Below are 20,668 nucleotides of genomic sequence, written 5' to 3'. Positions count from 1 at the left end.
ATGTAATAAATCTGATCTATTCAGCTTCGGACTCGGGCCGCATCCGCACGACGGCCCTGCGAGGCGCCTGATCCTTCACCCGAAACCCTACCGAGAACTCATGCTGCTCTGCCTCTCCGTCGATCATCGGACCGCCGACCTCGATCTACTCGAGCGAATCGAGCGACGTACCGACGCCGTGACTGACACCCTTGGGCACGCCGACTACGCGCGCGGCGCCGTAGTACTCGCGACATGCAATCGATTCGAGGCGTATCTCGACGCACCGGACCTCGCCCCTGAGCAGGCGCTGCACCGGGTCGCCAAGGCCACCGGACTCCCCTTCGCCGAGTTGCTGAAGGCGTGCTCCATGCGCCGCGGAGACGCCGTCGTCGAGCACCTCTTCTCGGTGTCGAGCGGCCTCGAGTCGGCAGCGATCGGCGAGGGGGAGATTGCCGGCCAGGTGCGCCGCGCCATCGACTCGGCTCGTGCCTCCGGCCGCGCGAGCACTGAGCTCGAACGGCTATTCCAACAGGCCTCCGTCGTCTCGAAGCAGGTGAAGCATCGCACCGGGCTCCAGACCAAGGGTCGGTCGCTCGTCCAGCTCGCACTCGCCATGGTCGACAGCCGGGTCGGTGACTGGGCTGCGGCTCGGATCCTGCTCATCGGTACCGGCGCCTACGCCGGCGCCAGTCTCGCGGCCCTCCGTTCCCGGGGGGCGCAGCACATCAGCGTCTACTCCCCGAGCGGACGGGCGAAGACCTTCGCCGCCTCCCATGATCTGCGCCCCGTCAAGTCCGATGCGCTCGACGCCGAGCTGAGCACCAGCGACCTCGTCGTCGCCTGCAGCGGCATGAACGAGCCCCTCTTGACGCGAGACCGCTTCGACGAGACCGTGACCGAGGCGAATCCCCCATTCTGCGCGCGCTTCGGAGAACTGGAGCGGCCCCCGCGGCCGGCGTTCAGGTCGCGACTACTCATCGATATGGGGCTGCCGCGCAACATCTCCCCCGAGGTATCGAGCGTGGCCGGCGTCGAGCTTCTGGATCTCGAGACCATCGCCCTGCACGCGCCGATTCCCGAGCTCGGGGCCGAACTCGAGGCCCGCGACATCGTGCGCAAGGCCGCATCTGATTTCGCCGCCGAACGAGCCGAACGCGAGGCGATTCCCGCGCTGCGGGGGCTGCGCTCATTCGTGAACGGTGTGCTCGACGACGAAATCGCGCGACTGCGCAGTCGAGCGACCTCCGAGGAGTCTGCCGCGGAAGTCGAAGCGGCACTGCGTCACCTCACCGGGCGGCTGCTGCACCGCCCCACCATGCGACTGCGCGAGCTCGGCCGCGCAGGTCGCGCGGACGACGGGATCGCGGCGGTGTCTGCGCTCTTCGGCGACGCCAAAGAAGAGGCTCAGGGTCGATAGTAGATCGCGACGCGGCGTCCCTCGTGCTGAACCACCTGCACCGGGGTTTCGAAGACGCGCTCGAGCACCGCTGGCGTGATGATCTCATCGGGAGTGCCGGAGGCGACGATCTCTCCGTCCGCGAGCGCAACGATCCGGTCGGCGTATGCAGCGGCGAAGTTCATGTCGTGGATCACCAGGACGACCGTCTTGCCCAGCGCGTCGGCAGCAGCGCGCACCTGCCGCATCATGCCGACGGCATGGCGCATATCGAGCCCGGTGAGGGGCTCGTCGAGCAGCACAAAATCCGTGTCTTGCGCGAGCACCATCGCGACGAACGCCCGCTGCCGCTGACCGCCCGACAGTTCATCGATGAAGCGATCCTCGAACCCCGCAAGATCCAGGAACGCGATCGCAGCGCGAATCGCGTGCTCGTCCGTCTCCGTCAGTCGTCCGGCGGAGTGCGGAAAGCGCCCGAACGAGACCAGTTGGCGCACGGTCACTCGCGCCATGACATGATTCTCCTGTTTCAGGATCGACACGACCCGTGCGAGCTCTTTCGACCGTGCTGAGCGCACGTCGAGCCCGCCAACCGTGACTCGACCGCTATCGGGGTCGAGCAGCCGCCCGATGATCGTGAGCAGGGTCGACTTGCCCGCTCCGTTCGGGCCGATCAGCGCCGTGACACCGCCGCGCTCGAGCGTGAGATCAACCGGCCCGAGCACTCGGTGCCCGGCGTACGATTTCTCGACTCCGCTGACGTCGATGCCCCCTTGAGGAGCAGGGACACTGTCTGGAGCGAGTTCGATGGTGGGCTCGTGGGTCAACGCATCCCCTTTCTCAACAGGACGATCAGGAAGAGGAGGCCTCCGGCGAACTCGATGATCACCGTCACCAGACCGGCCGCCGCGAACAGATGCCGGAGCACGAAGGTCGCACCCAACAGCGTGACGAGGCCGATGCCGATCGCGAGCGGCACGATCTCAGCGTGGGTCTCTCGACGGGAGAACTGGTAGGCGAGCGTCGCGACGAGAAATCCGTAGAACGTCATGGGCCCCACCATCGTCGCCGACACCGAGACGAGCACCGAAACCAGCACGAGCACGATGACGACTTCGCGCCGGTAGTGAACCCCCAAGCTCACTGCGACGTCGCGGCCGAGCGCAAGCACGTCATAGGTGCGCCGGCGGCGCCAGACGAACACGAGAATCGCCAGTACGATCGCTGCCGCGATCGGCAGGTAGTCGGGGTTGCCCTTGCCTATGCTCCCGAACAGGCGTGCACTGAGCACGTCGAACTCGCTGGGGGTGAGCATGCGCTGCATGAAGGTGGAGACCGAACCGAAACCGATACCGAGCACGACCCCCACGAGCAGCAGCAAGTGCAGGTTCGCACGCTTTCCCGAGAACAGCCACCCGTAGAGCAGGCTTGCGAACACGATCATGATCGTGCTCTGGGCGATGATCTTCGGGATGCCCTCCATACTCGCGGCGGCTGTGCCGAAGACGAACACGAGTGAGGTCTGGATGAGCACATAGAGTGCGTCGAATCCGAGGATCGAGGGCGTGAGGATCCGGTTCGAAGTCGCGGTGTGGAACAGCACGGTCGCGAGCGCCTGACTCACTGCGACGAATGCGATTGTGCCGAGGGAGGCGAGTCTCGTCTGCGCGATGATCCAGAATCCGGCGCTGCCGAACGGGGCGGGGTTCTCGTACACGAGGATGGCAACGGCCAGAGCGGCTGCGACCGCGAGGACCAGGATGATCGGCAGCGCGCTGTTCCGGGAGATTCTCTGCTGAGGAGCACGTTCAGGCGGGGTTCCAGTGCCGGGCAGTACGGCAATTCCGCTCATCCGAGAGTCCTCCTCTGCCGCAGCAGGAGCATGATGAAGATCACTGCGCCGACGAGCCCGAGCACCATGGAGACCGGGATCTCGAACGGCATGATGATCGTGCGCCCCACGAGATCGCACGCCGCAACGAGCGCGATGCCTCCGAGACAGACCCAGGGAAGATTGCTGCGCACATCATCGCCTCTGATCATCGAGACGATGTTCGGCACCACCAATCCGAGAAGCGGCAGAAACCCGACGACAACGGTCGTGACTCCAGCGGCGATCGCCACGAGCGCGGTACCCCCGATGAGGATCGCCTCGTAGCGCATGCCGACACTCGTGGCCACATCTTTGCCGAGGCCGGCCACCGTGATGCGATCCGCCATCAGAAAGACGAGAAGCGTGACGACGGCGACGATCCAGAGTACTTCGTACCGACCCCGCACGACCGAGGTGAAGCTTCCCATGAACCAGGTGCCGAGCATCTGCAACAGGTTGAACTGGGCAGCGAGGAAGGTGGTCAACGAGCTCACGATCGCGCCGAGCATGATGCCGATGAGCGGCACGACAAGGGTGGTGCGGATCACGATACGTCGCAGAATCAGCATGAACAGCATCGCACCGACGAATGCGAAGCAGCTCGCGATCACCATGCGCCCGATGAGCCCGAGACCCGGCATCAGCAGCACGCTGAGCAAGAGTCCGAGAGCGGCCCACTCGGTGGTTCCCGAGGTGGTCGCATCGACGAAGCGGTTCTGCGTCAGCATTTGCATGACGAGCCCGCTCGTCGCGAGCGCAGCGCCGGCCAGCACGAGAGCGATCGTGCGCGGGACCCTCGTGATCCAGAACATCTCGGAACCGAAGTCGTCGCCGACGATGTCGTACACGCCCACCGCGAGCGACCCCGCGAGCAGGGCGAGCACGACAAGCGTCGCGCCGAGGAGCGGCCAGTACCGGCTCCTCCTCGGCGCGAGCGCGAGCGTTTCGCGGCTCATGCTGCGGAGAACGCCTCCTCGAGCTGGTCGAACAGCGCGGTGTACGCCTGAATGCCCTCGGTCAGGTAGAAGTTCGGATCCAGCACGACGATCTGATTCTTCTCGACCGCGGGGACGTTCTGCAGTGCCTCCGAGTCGCGAATGAGTTCATCCGCGGGAACCGAGCCTTCTTCGCGCTCCTCCGGCGCAAAGGCGGCGTCACGATCGAGCGCCACGATCCAGTCGGGATTCGAATCGGCGATCGCCTCGACGTTGATGTCATCGCCCTGATGATCGTCGGTCGCCCCTTCGACGACGAGGCTCGGCTCCCAGCCGAGCGCGGGGAAGACGGGGCCGAGGCTGCGACCGACCTCAGGTGCGAGATAGCCGATCTGACCTGCCGAGGTGTTGACCGCCATCACGGTGTCCGAGCCGTTGTACGCCTCCTTCGCGTCTGCAATCGCGGAATCGAGACCGTCGTTCAGCTCGGCAGCCTCGTCCTCATGATCGAAGATCTGGCCGAGTATCTCGGTCTGGCGCTTGAGCTCGGAGGACTCGTCTTCGCCCTCGCGCGGAGCGATCTCGATCACCGCGGCCTGCGGGTTCTGCTCCTTGATCTGATCGTAGTAGTCGGCGAAGCGGTACCCGGCGATGATGAGGTCGGGCTGCTCCGCCACAATCGCCTCGAGGTCGGGTTCCCGGTGGTTGCCGACATTGCCGACCTCGTCATCGTCGGTGTAGCCCGGCCAGACCGATCCCATCACTTCCTTCGGCACTGCCGCCAGCTCGACGTCCCACTCCGTGAGCGTGTCGAAGCTCGTGTTATCGAGCGCGACGACGGTGTCGGGGTTGACCGGAACCTCGATCTCGCCGTGGTTATCGGTGATCGTGACGGTCTCGGCGTCGCTTTCCTGCGCAGCGTTCGTGTTCGATGCGCAACCGCTCAGCGCGAGCGCGGTGCCGAGCAGCGCGGCGCGAATAGCGAATCGGCGGATGGTTCGTCGGGTCACAGGTGTCCTCATCTCTCGTCCGTCAAGTGACAGCAGAAACGCCGATGCTCACTGGGCACCGGCGCATGCTCCCCGTCGATGCCGACTGTGGCGCCGAGCGAGTTGAGGCAAGCCTAACTATAGGTTCATCTGATGTTCAATTCTTGAGACGAAGTTCGACACTCGTCTACCGTTCGCGCGTGTTGCACGGTCTTGGCGAACCTGGTTCCGACGAGCAGGGCAGGGTCACCCGAACCCTGCATAGTGGTCGGCGGCTTCCACGACATCGTTGTTGTATGCCACGCTCGGGTTATATGCGTCAACAGCATTGATCCAGTTCTCGGGCACCCGCAGATCCCCTCCGGATGCGCAGAGCAACGTCGCGGCTGAGAGTGCGGCGTCATCGATCTGGTCGACATCGGGCAGGCCCGTGCCATCAGCGCTGCGACCGTACTCCTGCCAGGTCTGCGGAATGAACTGCATCGGCCCCACGGCACGGTCCCAATCCATATCACCGTCGATGCGCCCACCGTCGGTGTCGGGGATCGCCTCGAACTCGACACCGTCGAGAGGCACGCCACGAATTCTCGGAAGCGCCCTGCCACCGTCATCGATACGCGCCCCGTTGATGGTGCCGTGCGCAGTCTCGACGAAGCCGATCGCCGCGAGCGTATTCCATCCGAGCCCGCAGCTCGGCTGCTCCTCGGCGAGGGTGAGCGCCGCCCCGGCGTAGGCTCGCAGAGCCCGCTCGGGAATCCCCGACGCCCGAGACACTTCAGCCGCCCAGACGGGGTCGACCGCGTGCATCGGGGCCTCCCGAGCAGCGTCGTCTGGTTCAGCACTGTCACCGTGGGTCGACTCGGAGGCCGCCGCTCCGGCTACCCCCTCGAGTCGTGGTGCGGTTCCGCCTGCGACGGCCGCCAGACCCTGCCCAGCACCCCGGTCCGTCCCGAGCAGGAGCACGCCCGTGATGACCACGCCCAGGCCGATGGTGCCGACCGCACCGATCACGAGGCCGGCTACGAGACTCCCCCTTCTCCGGTTCCTGGTTTCGATCTGATGCGCGCGACGGGCTTCGGCACGCTCCCGCATCAGACTCCGGCGCTCAGCACGCGCCGCGGAGGTTCGCGCCTCTTGGAGTGCCTCCGCGACCGACTCCCTGGCCATCGCGAAGACGCCGACAGGCCGCTCGTCCGGGAGCAGGCTCTCGACCTCCATCGCGTCCTTCAGCAGCTGGGCGAAGGAGTCCTCAGCGATGTCTTCAGTGCCGTCGTCTACGCGCAAGCAGCGTCCCTCCCGCCAACACGGAGGCTGCGGCGATGCCTGCAATCGCGCCCAGCAACCAGGATCCCTCCCACCCGGTGTTCGCGAGTTCCTGCGTCGCCGACTCATCCGAGACCGTCGACGAGCCGCCACGGTCGTCCACACCGTCGACGTGGTCCACGCCGTCCCGTCCTCCGGCCTCTGGACCATCGCCCCGGCCGCCCGTCGCAGGCTCAACGGTCAGCGTCGCGGGTTCCGTGGTGATCTCACCCGCAGCGTTCGAGACGATCACCCGGTACTGGGCACCGTCGTCGTCGAGCGTCGCAGCAACCTCGAGGGAGCTCTCGTCGCCAGCGTCGGAGATGTCTACGAAATCTGCGGCCGCATCGCGCGTGGGCGCGGCCCGCTGCCAGCGGTACTCGAGCGCTTCACCCTCCGCCTCGACAGAGAAACGAGCATCGTCGCCCTCCACGACCGAGAGCGATTCGGGGCCACGTACGATCTCCAGTGCCACCGCGGGCTCCTCCGGCTGTTCGACAAGCTTCTCATCGAAACTCAGCACGACGGGATGCGGCGCCTTGGATGCGTCGGTCGCTACCGCGCTACGTGCGAAGAACGGTGCAACCAGCGGATTGAGCAGCGCGACGAACTCGTTCGGGAAGGAGTCCTCGTAGTCGTAGAACCACGTTCCGGCGTTCCGGGCCTGCCCGGTCCAATTCAACGGAATCGATGCATCCACCCGCCCCGAGTCGTCGGCTTCAAGCTCGGCGCCCGAGAACGTCGCGATCGTGACGCGCACCGGCCCGTAGTCTTGGCGCGCATTTCCCACCGCGTAGAAGCCGCTGAACTCGGCCGTGATGTAGCCATCACCATTCGCTCCGATGCGCACCTCTGGGTCGGCGAAGTTCCACTGGTTCGCACTGCCGGAGGTGAGCCTGGCCGTCCCGTCGAAGGAGATGACACGATTGCCTTCGGCATCACGAGCACCGCTCCCATGCGAGAAGGTGAACGGCCTGAAGTAGTACTCCTTGAGTTCCTCATCCGAGGCCCCGGGTCCGGGCGCCGGCATCTCGGGAAGCGTGACGTCTCCCTCGATCGCCTGACGCTCGAACCCCACCTTGAAGTTGTTGAACCAGATGTTGCCGATGGTCCACTGCAGCGAAGCATGATCTGCTTCGGCTTCGGCACCGCCCTGCAACTCCACATCGGGCACCATGCGCGTGGTGTCGACGACGCGGTAGGTGCGCGGAGCACTCGTCGAGGCTGCGTAGCCCGAGTCGGCCTCCGGAGTGAACACGGCGGTGACTTCGCGAGCACCTGCCGCCGGCCAGAGGTCGGTCTCGAGCTCTGCGATGCCCCGGTCTCCCTCGGCGACCAGCTCGGTCTCGCCCAACGAGACCTCACCGTCGAAGAATTCCACGAGGCCGCTGAGCGCTCTCGCTGATTCGCCCTCGGCAGGCACAGCGCGAACGCTTGCCGCGACCGGGGCGGAGGCGCCCAGGAGGTAGATCGTACGGTCGGCCGCGACGGGCACCGAGACCTGCACACTCGTCGCAACACCGGTCTCCGCTGCGTCATCTTCCGCGAATGGAGTCCCGGCGCGAACTACGCCCTGATCGTCCGCGACCGCCAGCGCGGCCTGCGGCGTCGCCGCTATCGGGGCGACGCCGAGCGCGCCCACCAGCACCATTCCGATCACAGCCCGGGCAAGCAACTGCCGCGAGCCGTCCCCGGTCACTGCTCTTCTCCCACGACGATTGCGATCGAGTCCTGCGTATCATCGCCGTCCCCGGTGAACTCAACGGCCGTCTCGCCTTCGCCGGTAGCCACGATCCGCACCATGCGCGGAGCGGCTTCAGGATCCTCGTCGACGACTTCGGCAACCTCTGGAGCATCGCTCACCGCCGTCCATTCGATGCCCGGAGTGTCGATCATCACCCGGATCTCATCACCGACATGGAGATTCCCATCGACGCCGGCGAGTTCACCCACGGGCACCGTCGCGACCACAACGTCCTCACCTGAAGCAGGGGCGGATTCAGCGCCTCCTGAGCACCCCGTAGCAGCGAGCAGCGCCACCAGAGCCAGGGATCCCCAGAGGCTGCGCAGGGTTCGATTTCGGCTTTCGGTCATGACGCCCGGTACTCCTCGAAGCGGTCCTCGAGATCCTGACCGGCAACACCGTTCAACCAGTACGCGACCGCTACCTCTTTCAAGATCACGACTTGCTCCTCCTCGCTGAAGCCTTGTGCGTCGACGAGCTCCCGATAGGTCTCCTTATAGTGCTTCAGATCGTCGATCTCGGCGAAGGTATAGAACTTCGACCCGAGATCTCCTTCGGTGTCGTAGCTCTCGCGGAACATCTTCGCGATCATCTGCCCGCCTGACAGATCGGCCAGATAGCGCGTGTAGTGGTGCGCGACAAAGTGCGGCAGTGAGGTCGGGGCCACCTCGCTGATGCGTGCTACGTAAGTCATGATGCCCGTGGTGGCGAAGCGGTCATCCACTTGCCGCCTCCAGTTCGCCCCGAGCCAGTGCTCGAGGTCGGCCGCGAGCGAGGGCAAGCGCTGCAACTCGGGCAACCAGAACGGGAAGTCTTTGCCGAGGCGCTCACGGTGCGCCAGGGTGGCCGACTCGAGCGCCTCATACATGAGGTAGTGCTGCGCAGCCTGCGCCGCAATGCCCTCGCGATTGAGGCCGCCGCGCAGATAGGCGACTGCGAACTTCGGCTCTTCCCCGGATTCCCGGTGTCCGAGGTGCGAAACCTTGCGCAGACGCTCGGACAGCGGCCGGCCCACGGTTTGTTCGATGGTGACAACAGCTGCCGCCTCGGCGGCGGCTGCGGGTTGGCTGAACGCGGTCTCACCCATGGTGCGATCGACTCCTTCACGTTGCTCTGAGCGGGAAAGCGGCCCGGGCGGGTGCGCCCGGGCCACCGGGGTGGTACGGGGCGCCCTTTCGGACGCCCCGCATCCGGTTAGTCGGCCGAGATGCCGCTGCGACGGCGCAGCACCAGTACGGTGCCGGCCAGCAGAAGCAGTGCGCCCGCTCCGGTTGCCGCCAGCGGCAACATCGAACCGGTTGAGGCGAGCCCGCTCTTCGCGCTGGTTTCGCCCGCAACGTTGGTACCCGAGTTCCCCGAGCCGTTGCTTCCACCGTCCGACTCACCGTTTACGGCATCGCCACGGTCTGAGCCACCGTCTCCGTCGGAGCGATCATCATCGTCAGCGTTACCGTCGGAATCACCGTCAGAGTCGCCACCCGAATCGGTGCGCTCACTTACCTGCAGCGAAACCGCATCGGACATGGCCGGATCGCCGACGCCGTTCGAGACGACGACACGGAACTGGTCGCCATCCTGATCCAGCTGCACGGCGGCCACGGTGAAGGAAGCGGAGGTCGCATCCTCGATATCCGTCCACGCGTCGTCATCCTGCGTGGTTCCCGCTTCTCCGAATGCCTGTGCTGCCGCTGCATCGTCTGCCGGCGCCTCGTCTGCCGGTGCCGCGAGCTGCTGCCACTGATAGGTGGGCTCGGGCACGCCGACGGCCTCGACCTCGAACGTGGCATCGTCACCCTCGGTCACGGACTGGTCCTTCGGCCCGTTCACGATGGCAGCTGCCTCGAGAGCGGTGACCGCAAGGGTCACCTTGTCGGATTCCACGGTTCCGAACGAGTTCTCGGCCACGACGCGGTACTGGCCCGCATCGTCAGCAGTTACCTCGGTCAGCGCGAGCTCGGCACCCGTCTGCCCCTCGATGTCCTGCCAGTCGTCGCCGACCAGCTTCTGCCACTGCAGCGTCGGCTCGGGGTCACCCGAAGCCGTCGCAGTGAAGACCGCCTCGTCACCCTCGATCACCGTCAGGTCATCGGAAACGCTGACCTGGGGCAGCGTGCCCGCGGTGTAGCTCACCGTCAGCGGGCGGGCGGCCTTCGTGCTGTCAGAGCTCGACCCCGATTGCAGGAAGAAGGAACGGACGCCGGCGTTGACGTGCTGCAGGAACTGGTTCGTGAGCGTCGCGCCGGTGAAGTCACCTGACCAGGTGCCTGCCGCGACCTGACCCTCGAACAGCGGAGTCACGGTGAACGCGGTTCCGTCGTCGGTGGCTTCAGGGTCAGCACCCGTGAAGGTCTGCACGACGACGCGCTCGGGACCGTAGGTCTCGTCTTCGCCGCCCAGCAGGCTTCCCTTGAACGCCCCGTCGACGATGGCGGTGATGTAGCCGTCGCCCGCGGCATTCACGAAGACCTCGGGCTGCCGGAAGTTCCACTCCGGCATCGAGCCCGAGATGAGGCGCACCTCGCCGTCGAAACTGATCACGCGGTTGCCTGCGGCGTCCTCGGTGCCCGTGCCGTTCGAGAACACGAACTCGCGGTTCGCGTGGTCGTTTGCGGTCGGATTCTCGGGCAGCTCGGACAGCTCGACATTGCCGTCGAGCACCTCCTTGCCCGGCCCCGATCCGAAGCTCACGAAGTTCGCGACACCCCAACGCAGTTCAGCGCCCGAGATCTGCTTCGCGGCATCGCCCACGTCGATAGTGCCGACCGCCGGCTCGAGGTCGACGACGCGGTAGGTCACCGCAGCCGACTCGGAAGGAGCGAAGTCTCCTGCGTCCGACGGAGTGAACTTCGCCGTGATCTTGTGCGAGCCGCCCGTCAGGTCGCTCGCCGTCAGCTGCGCCGCTCCGCCCTCAGCCGGCGCGGAGCCCAGACGCTGTCCGTCGGAGAAGAACTCGACCGAACCAGCCGCGTTCTCGGGGCTGACGCTCGCCGAGAGCTCGACTGCCTGGCCCGCAAAGTCGGTCGGGTACGATCCGATCGCCTGCTGCGCGACCGCAGTGGTCGTCTCGGTCGCAGCGGTCACCTCGACGGTGAGTGTCGCCTCGGCAGACGTCGCCTCACCCTCGGCGTTCGTCACGATGACGCGGAAGCGCTTGCCGCTGTCAGCAGCCAGAGCACCCGTTACCGTGTAGCTCGCGGCGGTGGCGTCTTCGATATCGTTCCACTCGTCCGAACCCGCCTCGGCGACCTGCCACTGATAGCTCGGCGCGGGGTCGCCAGTCGCAGTGACCGAGAACTCCGCGTCGTCGCCCTCGTCGACGTTCACGCTTTGCGGCTGGGCGGTGATCTCGGGTGCCTCACCGGCCGGGGGCTCCTCGCCCGCGAACTCTACCGGGGTGAAGACCTCGACACCGGCACTGCGCTGACCGTGCGCGCCGATCGTGATGAACCCGCACTGCGTGTCTTCCGCGAGGCAGTTGATCTCCTTGTTCGCCTGCGAAGTGAACGTCGCGCCAGGAACGGGGTGATCCTCGAACACCCAGTCGCCGTTCGCATCCATGTAGGGCAGACCCGGCTCGGTGTCGTTGCCCGGGTAGTTCACCATCTGCTGGTAGACGCCAGCCTCGCCGGCATAGTCGTAGTTGACGCCGGCGACACCGCGCTTCGTCGGCGCCCAGCTGCCGGGATCACTGTCGTCCTTCAGAACGACTGCGCCGAAGAGGGTGTACGCCCCTCCGAAGTTCGTACCGAAGTCGGAAGAGATCGCGTAGTTCTTGCCCGAAAGAGTTGCAGTGCTCGGCTCGTCTGCCGGTAGCCCGCCTTCCGGCCAGGTCACCGTCAAGCTCGGCTGCTCCTGCTTCTCGGGGTCGTAGTTGTAGCCGAGACCGGTGGCCGAGTTGCTCCCGGGCTCGGGATCCTCACCCTCGGTCACGGTGAGACTCGCGGCGTTCGACGTTGCCTCGCCCGCCTCATTCGAGACGACTGCACGGAACTTGGCCCCGTCATCAGCCGCCTGCGCTCCCGTCAGCGTGTAGCTCGCATCGGTGGCACCGTCGATATCGGCGAACTCATCGGAGCTTGCTGCTGCGCGTTGCCACTGGTAGTTCAGTGCCGGATCACCGCTCGCAGTCACCGAGAACGTCGCGTCTGCGCCCTCCTCGATTATCGCGTCCTGCGGCTGCCCCGTGATCTCGGGGGCGACCGCCTGTGACGGCTCGGCGAACTCGATGCCGACGTAGGCCTCGTTGACCGCCGCGATCTGACCGTGCGCGCCGAAGGAGAAGAACCCGCAGCCGCCACCGGTCAGGCAGTCGATCTCGCCGCCGAAGAAGCTCGTGACCGTCGAGCCCGGTACGTTGACGCTCATCGACCAGTGGCCGTCGGCGTCCATCTCGGCATCGGCCACGTCTCCGTCACTCGATCCATGCGCCACCACGAGTCTCGGCACACCGTAGTCGTAGTCGCCAGTCGGGCCGCTGAAGCCGCCTTCGCTTCGGCGCCACTGCTCAGGGGTTTCGGGCACCAAGTTCTTGCCGAGTCCGACGTATACCGGCTTGGTTTCGTCGTACTCGAAGCCCTCAACCGTGACGGTGGTCGTACCGTCCGGGTTGAGCTCGGTACCCGGTGTGACCGACATGTACCCGGTCGCGTTGGAGTAAGACGTGCCGGTGACTGTCTCGCCCTCGGCCGCGTGTGCGGGAGTGATGATCACCCCCGACAGCACCAGCGCTGCGGCCGCGCCGGCTGCTGATCCGGAGAACAGGGAGCGCCGAGATCGGCTCCCCCTCATCTTCGTATCTCTCATGTTCTCGTTTCCTATTCTTTGAGTTGGTCTACTAGGGACTACTGGGCACCAGAAGTGGTCAGCCGCCGGTTGCGCAGCAGGGCCGCACCGAGCAGCCCCGCGCTCAGCAGCAGCACTCCTCCGATCACGGTGGTGCGAGCGCCGTCGCCCGCGCCCGTCGTGGCGAGGCCGCCGTTCACGCCCACTCCGCTGTTCGCTCCTCCGGTGGGTGTCGAGGCGAAGCCGGCAGGCTGGGTTGATCCGCCCGTACCAGTGCCGTTACCGCCGCCGTTCGTGCCGGCAGGCAGGTCGGTCGGGTCATCGTCGTCACCGCCACCTGCAGGCGGAGCGTCGTCGGGATCCTGACCACCGAAGAAGACCGGGGTGAAGGCTTCGTTCTGAGCGACGACATTGCCGTGCGCCCCGAACGAGAAGAAGCCGCAGTAGGCGACAGCGCAGTCGATCGTGCCGCCGAAGAAGCTCTCGATATCTTTACCCGGCACCTCGACCGTCAGACTCCAGTTGCCCTCGGCATCCATCTCGGCATCGGCGACGTCGCCGTCGCTCGACCCGTTCGCGACGACGAGCCTGGGTACGCCGTAGTCGTAGTCGCCGTCGGGGCCGCTGAACCCGCCGTTGCTGCGGCGCCACTGTTCGAGATCGTCGTGGTTCTTCGGGGCGCCGAGCCCTACGTAGATGGGCTTCGTCGAGTCGTAAGCCTGCCCCTCGACGACGATCTCGGTCGCGTCATCGCAGGGGAGGTAGCGCCCGGGCTTCACCGTCATCACGGCATCGGTGTCGGCGAGCGCCGACCCTGCGACGACGTACTCCTCGTTGGTCAGCAGATCCTCAGGAGTCTCCGCCTCGCAGGGGTCGGTCGATCCCTGTCCCGAGTCATCGGAATCCTCACCCGAGTCGTCCGGGTTCTCGCCCGAATCGTCGGGGTCTTCACCCGACTCGTCGGGGTTCTCACCGGAGTCCTCCGGATCCTGTCCCTCGAAGTACACGGGCGTGAATACTTCGACTCCGGCGCTGCGCTGTCCGTGCGCACCGATCGTCATGAAGCCGCACTGCGTACCCTCGGCGAGGCAATCGATCTCCTTGTTCGTCTGCGAAGTGAACTGTGCGCCGGGAATCGGATGCTCCTCAAGAGTCCAATCACCGTTCTGGTCCATGTACGGCATGCCCGGCTCGGTGCTGTTGCCCGGATAGTTCACCATCAGCTGATAGAAGCCGGCCTCCGGCGCGTAGTCGTAGTTGGTGCCGGCAACGCCGCGCTTGGTCGGCGCCCAGCTGCCGGGATCATCCGCGTCCTTCAGTTGGATCGCCCCGAATAGCGTGTAGGCACCACCGAAGGTGGTTCCCTGATCGGTCGACGTCGCGTACTGCTCACCGCGCAAGGTGACGGTGCTTGGCTCGTCGGGCACGAGTCCCTCGGCCGGGCTCACCGTCAGACGGGGCTGCTCCTGCTTGGTCGTGTCGTAGTTGTAGCCGAGCCCGGTCGACTCGCCCGACGGCGCCGCGAACGCCGGCTCCGCGGTGGCAGTCCACGCCGAACCGAGCAGCAGCGCCGCCATAGCACCGAGCGCGAGACCTCGCGCAGCCGTGCGACGAGCACGGCGCAGGGCCGGTGCAGTTCTTCTGTGTGCCGTCGTGATCATACGTTCCCCCTGAGGTGCATGCTGTCGAGCTCTGTCGCGATGCCATCTGGCGGCGCCGCCATCTTTCTGCGTCTGTGGAAGAGGAGCGCAGCGCCGAGCAGTCCGGCGCTCATGAGAAGTGCGCCGCCGAAGAGCGCCGCACGCCCAGACTCCTGCACACCGGTCATCGCGAGACCGCCATTGACGCTCAGTCCGCCGTTCTGCGCTGCCGGCCCACCTGCCGCTGGCGTCATGTTCGGGTTAGCGGTCGGGCCTCCGTCGCCTGGTCCGGCTGGAGTCTCGTTGCCGGTGCCGTCCGCAGTCTCTGTGAAGTAGACCGGGACGAAGATTTCACCTTGCGCGTTGATCTGTCCGTGCGCACCGATGAGGAGCACCCCGCACTGCATCTTGTAGCAGTCGACGTCCATGCCCTGCGCGCTTTCGAAGCGAGAGGCAAGGAGCGGGAGGTCCATCTCGAAGTTGCCGTTTGCATCCATCTCGGGGAACCCCGGGGCGGTCGTATTGCCCGGGTAGTTGACCATGCTCTGGTAGGTGCCCTGCGGCTCGATGTCCTTGGTGTAAGTGAAGGTGTGTCCTGAGGCTCCGCCGTGACCCGGCCCCCAGTCTTCGCCCGCGGCAGGGTCGACCCAGCCGAAGAGCACGTAGAGGCCGCCCTTCCATTTGGTGTTGCCCGGGCCGACCGTCGGGAAGTTCTTGCCCGTGAGATGCACCGTCTGACCCTCGTCCGCGAGGGAATAGGCGGGACTCACTGTGAGCTCAGCCCCGTAGCGGTTCTTCGCGGAGCTCTCGCCGTAGGCTCCACTCCGAGGAACGGTGACGGGCTGCTCATCGTCCGGGTTCGGGCCGGGCTGCGGCTCTTCCTCGTCCGGGTCCTGTACCGGTTCGTCGTCGCTCGTATCAGTGTTCAGCACGATGGCGAATGGATCGGTGTAGCCGTTGTCACCGCCGTAGGTCGCTTCTCCGTCCATGCGGGGCAGGTGTTCTGCACCGATATGTTCGGGGAAGACACCCTCGTCGCTTTCGATCGTGATCACACCGTCGCGCTCCTGGATGACATCGTCGCCATCGAGTTCGAACGTGGCGAGCGTCAGGTTTGCAACGGGTTCACGCGTCCCAAAGCTCTCGCGCATATCGACGGTGATCGTCGCTTCACCCTCCGCGATTCCGACGCGCACGTTCTCGAAGTGCAGCCACCATGCTCCGAAGCCGTACATTTCGAAGCGACCGTCGAAGCTCAACTCCGCCTCGTCGTTCTCGACATCGACCCAACCGCTCGCATCGGGGAATCGAGCGGCGGTGTCACCCCGCTGATAGGTGGCCCCGTCGTAAGCCGCAACGTGCCCCTCGGTGTGGCCGAAGTTCTCGAGATAGTTGCGGATCGACGTGCGCACTCCCCAATCGAGGTGCCCGGAGGTCACATCGACGCGCGTGTCAGACGCCAGCGCGGTTCCCACGACGGGTTCAGTGCGAGGCGTCGACTCGTCAGCGACCGCCGGAGCCGCCGCCGCGATCATCGCGAGTGGAGCGGCAAGCGCGACCGCCGTCAGGCCGGCCATTCCGCCGCGGCGTCGCCCGCCTGCGGTCAGCCCCGCTCGCGTGCGCGTGCGCGTTGCTTCACCCGCGTGTTGCGGCTGATCGCTGCGCATCCTCATCCTGGCTCTGCTCACCTTCATCTGCCTGCCTCCTCGGGAACGGGCAATTCTTCAGATACTTCCTCGCCGGTAGTCGAAGCGTCTGCCGCCGTTGCAGCCGCAGCACGTTTCGCCCGTGACCGCTTGACGAGCACGAGGACGATCGCGACGAGCAGCGCCAGCAGCGCGAACGCGAGCACGCCGAACACGACCAAAGTCGGGGTCGACAGCCCTGAGAGCTTCTCCGTCGGCGCTGCCGTCTGGGAGGTGGCCGCTTGCTGCTCCTGTTGCTCGGTCTGCTCCGCTTCGTCGGCTTCGCTCCCGGGCACGTCGAGCTCCGTGGCCTCGTCGTTGTTGCTTTGCTCACCCGAACCGCCGAAGTCCTGAGGTGCTGCTTCGCCCGACAGCACCTCACCGCCCGACGTCGCGAAGCTCACCGGCGTGAAGGACTCGTTGTTCGCGTTGATGCTGCCGTGAGCGCCGATGGTGATGATGCCGCACTGCACCTGCAGGCAGTCGATCTCTTGGCCGGACTGGTCGTTGCCGCTGTGCGGGTCGCCGAAGGTTGCCGTGAACTTCGATCCGGGGATCGTCATCTGCGCCGACCAGTTGCCGTTGGCGTCGATGACACCGTTCGCGGCGGAGGCCGACGACCCGCCATCGAATGCGACCAATAGGCGCGTCCCGTTCGTGGCGGCGTACCCGAAGGTTTGTCCTGAGCGTCCGCCTTGGCTGGGGGCCCAGGCATTCGTCGAAGGATCGCTCACGGTGCCGAAGAACACATACACGCCTCCCGGCGCATTCGGCTGATACTGGAAGCCGCTCCCCGACAGGCTCACGGTCGTCGCCCCGTCGGCGCTCGGCACCGGTGACACGTCGACGCGCGACGCCGCGTGCGCGGGGCTCGCCGCTCCCACCAGCATCGAGATCGATGCCAGGAGCACCGCCACGGCGGTGATGACCGCGGCGCGAACACCGAACGCTGCCGCGTTCACCCGCGTCGATTCAGCGAGCGGAACTCTCTGCGCGTTCATGGTCTCTCCTTCTCGGTCGGGGTAGTCGCACGGTCTCCTGGAGCGGATGCGCTGCTCTCGCCAGGTGGCCGATCGTCGGGGAAGCGAACGGGGGTGATGGTGATGGCCTCGTCGGCATCTCGGCCGACCAGCACCGGGTGCCGGTAGACCTCACTGAGCAGTCGTGGATCGAGCACCTCATCAGGTGTGCCGCAGACCCGCATGCTGCCCTCGGAGATCATGAGTACGCGGTCGCTATAAGCAGCGGCGGCGGCGAGGTCGTGCAGCACGACGACGACCGCATTGCCCTGTCTCGCGTACCTGCGCGCCACGGCGAGCACTTGCTCCTGGTAATTGATGTCGAGTGCGGCCGTCGGCTCATCGAGGAGCAGTACGCGCGTACGTTGCGCCATAGCGCGGGCGAGCGCGACCCGAGCTCGCTCACCGCCGGAGAGCGAGGTGAAGGTCCGTTCGGCGAACTGGAACGTGTCGCTGCGCAGCATCTCCTGCGCGATGATGCGGTCGTCCTCCTCGACGGACGTGATCGATCTCCAGGGTGCGCGGCCCATCTTCACGACGTCGACGACGTTGAACGGGAAGCTGATCGAGTTGCTCTGCCGCAGCACCGCCCGTCGCAACGCGAGATCCCGATTGGGCCAGGCCTGCACCTCTCGGCCATCGATGAGGATGGATCCGGAGTACGCGGTATCGCCGGCGAGCGCACCCAGGAGCGTCGACTTACCCGCACCGTTGGGCCCGATGATCGCGAGCACTTCGCCGCAGCGCACTTCGAAGCTCACTCCCGAGATGATGGCCGTGCCGCCGAGGCGCACTGAGACGTCTTCCGCGATGAGCACACGCTCTCCCGGCACGGCCGGCTGCGGCGCAGTAGGCGCATTGAAGCGCGGGAGGGGAGTCACAGCCATCCTCCGTTCCGCTTGCCGGTCGCCCGGATGAGGAAGAAGAAGAACGGGCCGCCGATGAGCGCAGTGAGCATGCCCAATGGCAGCTCTGCGTATTCCACCGCCGTGCGCGCGAACGTGTCGGCCGCGACGAGCAGCAGCGCGCCTCCGAGCGCGCTCGCGGGAACGAGCACACGGTGACCCGGGCCGATGATCATGCGGATCACGTGCGGCACGACGAGTCCGACGAAGCCGACGATGCCGGCGAAGGCCACTGCCGCCGCAGTCAGCACGGCCACGATCATGATCGAGCTGATGCGGAGCCGCTCGATGTTCAGTCCGAGGTGACGAGCGGCGTCGTCGCCGAGGCTCAGAAGGTCGAGCTTGCCCGAAACGGTGAACGCGAGCACGAGGCCCACGATGACGAGCGGCAGCACCGTGCCGACCGATGACCACAGGGAGCCCGCGAGACTGCCCATCTGCCAGAACACGATCTGCTCGCGCTGGTTCATGTCTGCGGCGAAGGTCATGAGCGCGAGGGCGGCGCCACCGAACGCATTCACTGCGACGCCGACGAGTATCAGCGTGACGACGCGTGTTCTGCCCCCCGACCTCGATATGGAATAGATGAGCATCGAAGTGAGCACGCCCGTGACGAACGCCCCGGCCGGGATCGCGAAAGTACTCCCGGCTGCAAGCCCCGTGATGATCATGAGGCTCGCGCCGACGGCGGCACCTGATGAGACACCGATGATGCCGGGGTCTGCGAGCGGGTTGCCGAACACACCCTGCATGATCGCGCCGGATGAAGCGAGCGCCGCTCCCACGAGTACTGCGAGTACCACCCGCGGGAACCGCACCTCCCACAGCGCCGCGTCGGCGTTGGGGTGAGTCGCCTCGACACCGCAGGTGAAGCCGGCCTTGCGGCAGAGAGATCCGATGACCTCCACGATCGGGATCTGCATCTGTCCCAGGGCGGCTGACAGCAGGGTCGCGACCACGAGCCCGACCCCGAGCACCATGAAGAGCAGTGTGACGCGACCCTTTCTGGGCTTGGGCAGCTGCACCGAAGCATCGTCGTAGTCCAGGATCCTCGGCAAGCCGGTCTCGGGTGCCTGCGCCGATCCGGGTGTCTCGAGGCGACGAACCTGACCGGCGTCGACTGGTGAGGTGCTGTGCTCAGATATCGACGTCACGATGCGTCCTCCTCGGGTGCCGTGGCGCTCTCGTCCGGCAACTCGATCTCGTCGAGGTCGACGTGATAGATCGACTCGGCCAACGCCGTGAGAACGTCGGGGGTGCGCGGCCCCCACGTGAACATCTCGTAGTCGCTCATGTCGACGACGCGGCGGCGATCCCCCGCCGGAGTCTGCGCGACGCCGGGCACCTCGAGCAGTCCGTCGACGCCGCCCACCGATTCGAGCCCCAGGGTGAGCATGAGAATGAGGTCCGGTTCGAGGTTCATGAGGCCCTCAGCCGTGAGGTTGCCGCTCTCCCAGTCCTCCTCACCGGCGACGTCGATTCCTCCGAGCTGTTCGATGAGTACGCCGGCGATACCCGTGCTGCCGTCGGGGTCGTTGCCGTACATGTAGTAGACCCCCGCACGACCACGCATGTACAGGAAGACCATGCGCACCTTGTCGGCTTCCTTCTCGGGGGCGACAGTCTGAATCTTCGCGATCGTCTCGTCGAGTCGCTGCTCGAAGTTCGCGACGTAGTCCTCACCGACCTCGGGCACCCCGAGCGCGGTGGCCACGTCGCCGATAAGACGCGGGATATCGTCGATGTCTTCAGCGCCTTCGAAGAAGATCACCGGTATTCCGGCGTTGCGCATCTGCAGCTGCACATCGTACGGTCCGACGCTGTAGTCGGTGAGGATCAGGGTCGGATCGAGCTCGAGGATCGACTCCGCGTTGAGCGTGTGATTGTCCATCACGAGCGGCAGATCTTTCGCCGAATCCCACCCGGTGGTGAGGTCGCGTCCGACGACGTTCGGCCCGAAGCCGAGCGCCCAGACGACGGACGCGAGACTGCCCGTGCCGTCGAGAGCCAGGATGCGGCTCGTGTCAGTGACCTCGACGTCGACGTCGTCGAGCCCCGTGAAGCTGACTGGAAGATCGGGCTGCGGGTCATCCGTCACGGGCTCGATGTCAGAGTTCTGCAGCAGCGCCGTCTCGGGCCCCTCGAAGAATCGCGGGCTGCCCTCATCCGCCTGCGACGCATCTGCGATATCGGGGCCATCGCCGAAGACGAGCGCGCACCCTGCGAGCGCGCATACGAGAACGGATGCGAGGAGGGCAGTACCGAATCGCCGCGCCCGAAGCCGACGCGGACTATTGACGTGAAGCACGAGAGTGAGGCTAACATTACTTAGGTCTGATGTTCAAATATTCGTATTACCTAAGTAAGGTCTAACGAAGTAGCCATCGACAGTCCTCATAGTAGTCACCCAACACGC

Annotated in this window: 16 protein-coding genes; 1 reads left to right on the top strand and 15 read right to left on the bottom strand. The window is 65.8% G+C overall.

Annotated elements, in window-relative coordinates; translation table 11 throughout:
- The first annotated feature begins 100 nt into the window (after positions 1-100).
- Positions 101-1,399: a glutamyl-tRNA reductase gene (locus tag ACUYV6_RS07630; RefSeq protein WP_449278062.1), complete on the top strand. Its 1,299-nt coding sequence runs from the start codon at positions 101-103 to the stop codon at positions 1,397-1,399.
- On the opposite strand, the gene ACUYV6_RS07625 is transcribed toward ACUYV6_RS07630, so the two are convergent.
- From ACUYV6_RS07625 to ACUYV6_RS07555, 15 genes are all read right to left on the bottom strand, one after another.
- Positions 1,387-2,205, bottom strand: a complete 819-nt coding sequence (locus tag ACUYV6_RS07625; RefSeq protein ID WP_449278061.1) for an iron ABC transporter ATP-binding protein — start codon at positions 2,203-2,205, stop codon at positions 1,387-1,389. The genes ACUYV6_RS07630 and ACUYV6_RS07625 overlap by 13 nt on opposite strands.
- Complete coding sequence (locus tag ACUYV6_RS07620; protein WP_449278060.1) at positions 2,202-3,230, bottom strand: iron chelate uptake ABC transporter family permease subunit; 1,029 nt, start codon at positions 3,228-3,230, stop codon at positions 2,202-2,204. The genes ACUYV6_RS07625 and ACUYV6_RS07620 overlap by 4 nt, the downstream gene beginning before the upstream one ends.
- Positions 3,227-4,207, bottom strand: coding sequence for an ABC transporter permease (locus ACUYV6_RS07615; protein WP_449278059.1), 981 nt, complete (start codon positions 4,205-4,207; stop codon positions 3,227-3,229). The genes ACUYV6_RS07620 and ACUYV6_RS07615 overlap by 4 nt, the downstream gene beginning before the upstream one ends.
- Positions 4,204-5,196 (bottom strand): siderophore ABC transporter substrate-binding protein, encoded by a 993-nt coding sequence (locus ACUYV6_RS07610; protein WP_449278058.1) that lies wholly within the window; start codon positions 5,194-5,196, stop codon positions 4,204-4,206. The genes ACUYV6_RS07615 and ACUYV6_RS07610 overlap by 4 nt, the downstream gene beginning before the upstream one ends.
- Positions 5,197-5,421: 225 nt before the next feature.
- On the bottom strand, positions 5,422-6,459 hold the full coding sequence (locus tag ACUYV6_RS07605) for a murein transglycosylase (RefSeq protein ID WP_441897375.1): 1,038 nt from the start codon (positions 6,457-6,459) through the stop codon (positions 5,422-5,424).
- Positions 6,437-8,176, bottom strand: coding sequence for an LPXTG cell wall anchor domain-containing protein (locus ACUYV6_RS07600; RefSeq protein ID WP_441897374.1), 1,740 nt, complete (start codon positions 8,174-8,176; stop codon positions 6,437-6,439). Before ACUYV6_RS07600 ends, ACUYV6_RS07605 begins: the two co-directional genes overlap by 23 nt.
- The gene (locus ACUYV6_RS07595) at positions 8,173-8,571 is read right to left on the bottom strand and encodes a hypothetical protein (protein WP_441897373.1); all 399 of its coding nucleotides are present in this window, start codon (positions 8,569-8,571) and stop codon (positions 8,173-8,175) included. Before ACUYV6_RS07595 ends, ACUYV6_RS07600 begins: the two co-directional genes overlap by 4 nt.
- A complete protein-coding gene (locus tag ACUYV6_RS07590; protein WP_449278057.1) occupies positions 8,568-9,308 on the bottom strand; it encodes a biliverdin-producing heme oxygenase in 741 nt (246 codons plus the stop codon). The genes ACUYV6_RS07595 and ACUYV6_RS07590 overlap by 4 nt, the downstream gene beginning before the upstream one ends.
- Before the next feature lie 107 nt (positions 9,309-9,415).
- Entirely contained in the window at positions 9,416-13,024 is a 3,609-nt protein-coding gene (locus ACUYV6_RS07585) for an immunoglobulin domain-containing protein (RefSeq protein WP_449278056.1), read from the bottom strand.
- Positions 13,025-13,062: 38 nt separating this feature from the next.
- Entirely contained in the window at positions 13,063-14,664 is a 1,602-nt protein-coding gene (locus ACUYV6_RS07580; RefSeq protein ID WP_449278055.1) for a hypothetical protein, read from the bottom strand.
- Positions 14,661-16,310 carry an HtaA domain-containing protein gene (locus ACUYV6_RS07575; protein ID WP_441897369.1) on the bottom strand — a complete coding sequence of 550 codons (1,650 nt, stop codon included), beginning with the start codon at positions 16,308-16,310 and terminating at the stop codon, positions 14,661-14,663. The genes ACUYV6_RS07580 and ACUYV6_RS07575 overlap by 4 nt, the downstream gene beginning before the upstream one ends.
- Positions 16,311-16,333: 23 nt before the next feature.
- The gene (locus ACUYV6_RS07570; protein WP_449278054.1) at positions 16,334-17,329 is read right to left on the bottom strand and encodes a hypothetical protein; all 996 of its coding nucleotides are present in this window, start codon (positions 17,327-17,329) and stop codon (positions 16,334-16,336) included.
- Positions 17,326-18,228 (bottom strand): heme ABC transporter ATP-binding protein, encoded by a 903-nt coding sequence (locus ACUYV6_RS07565; RefSeq protein WP_441897367.1) that lies wholly within the window; start codon positions 18,226-18,228, stop codon positions 17,326-17,328. The genes ACUYV6_RS07570 and ACUYV6_RS07565 overlap by 4 nt, the downstream gene beginning before the upstream one ends.
- Positions 18,225-19,406, bottom strand: coding sequence for an iron chelate uptake ABC transporter family permease subunit (locus ACUYV6_RS07560; protein ID WP_441897366.1), 1,182 nt, complete (start codon positions 19,404-19,406; stop codon positions 18,225-18,227). Before ACUYV6_RS07560 ends, ACUYV6_RS07565 begins: the two co-directional genes overlap by 4 nt.
- Positions 19,403-20,560, bottom strand: a complete 1,158-nt coding sequence (locus ACUYV6_RS07555; RefSeq protein WP_441897365.1) for an ABC transporter substrate-binding protein — start codon at positions 20,558-20,560, stop codon at positions 19,403-19,405. Before ACUYV6_RS07555 ends, ACUYV6_RS07560 begins: the two co-directional genes overlap by 4 nt.
- Between the last annotated feature and the right edge of the window lie 108 nt (positions 20,561-20,668).

This window comes from Leucobacter sp. GX24907 (genome assembly GCF_053567335.1).
The sequence above is the reverse complement of the archived record's forward strand: the minus strand, read 5'-3'. Positions and strand labels throughout refer to the sequence as shown.

Excerpts from the sequence above, each read along its gene's own strand:
- ACUYV6_RS07570 (WP_449278054.1), bottom strand. The coding sequence starts at position 17,329 with ATGAACGCGCAGAGAGTTCCGCTCGCTGAATCGACGCGGGTGAACGCG.
- ACUYV6_RS07585 (WP_449278056.1), bottom strand. The coding sequence starts at position 13,024 with ATGAGAGATACGAAGATGAGGGGGAGCCGATCTCGGCGCTCCCTGTTC.
- ACUYV6_RS07575 (WP_441897369.1), bottom strand. The coding sequence starts at position 16,310 with ATGCGCAGCGATCAGCCGCAACACGCGGGTGAAGCAACGCGCACGCGC.
- ACUYV6_RS07615 (WP_449278059.1), bottom strand. The coding sequence starts at position 4,207 with ATGAGCCGCGAAACGCTCGCGCTCGCGCCGAGGAGGAGCCGGTACTGG.
- ACUYV6_RS07580 (WP_449278055.1), bottom strand. The coding sequence starts at position 14,664 with ATGATCACGACGGCACACAGAAGAACTGCACCGGCCCTGCGCCGTGCT.
- ACUYV6_RS07595 (WP_441897373.1), bottom strand. The coding sequence starts at position 8,571 with ATGACCGAAAGCCGAAATCGAACCCTGCGCAGCCTCTGGGGATCCCTG.
- ACUYV6_RS07620 (WP_449278060.1), bottom strand. The coding sequence starts at position 3,230 with ATGAGCGGAATTGCCGTACTGCCCGGCACTGGAACCCCGCCTGAACGT.
- ACUYV6_RS07590 (WP_449278057.1), bottom strand. The coding sequence starts at position 9,308 with ATGGGTGAGACCGCGTTCAGCCAACCCGCAGCCGCCGCCGAGGCGGCA.
- ACUYV6_RS07630 (WP_449278062.1), top strand. The coding sequence starts at position 101 with ATGCTGCTCTGCCTCTCCGTCGATCATCGGACCGCCGACCTCGATCTA.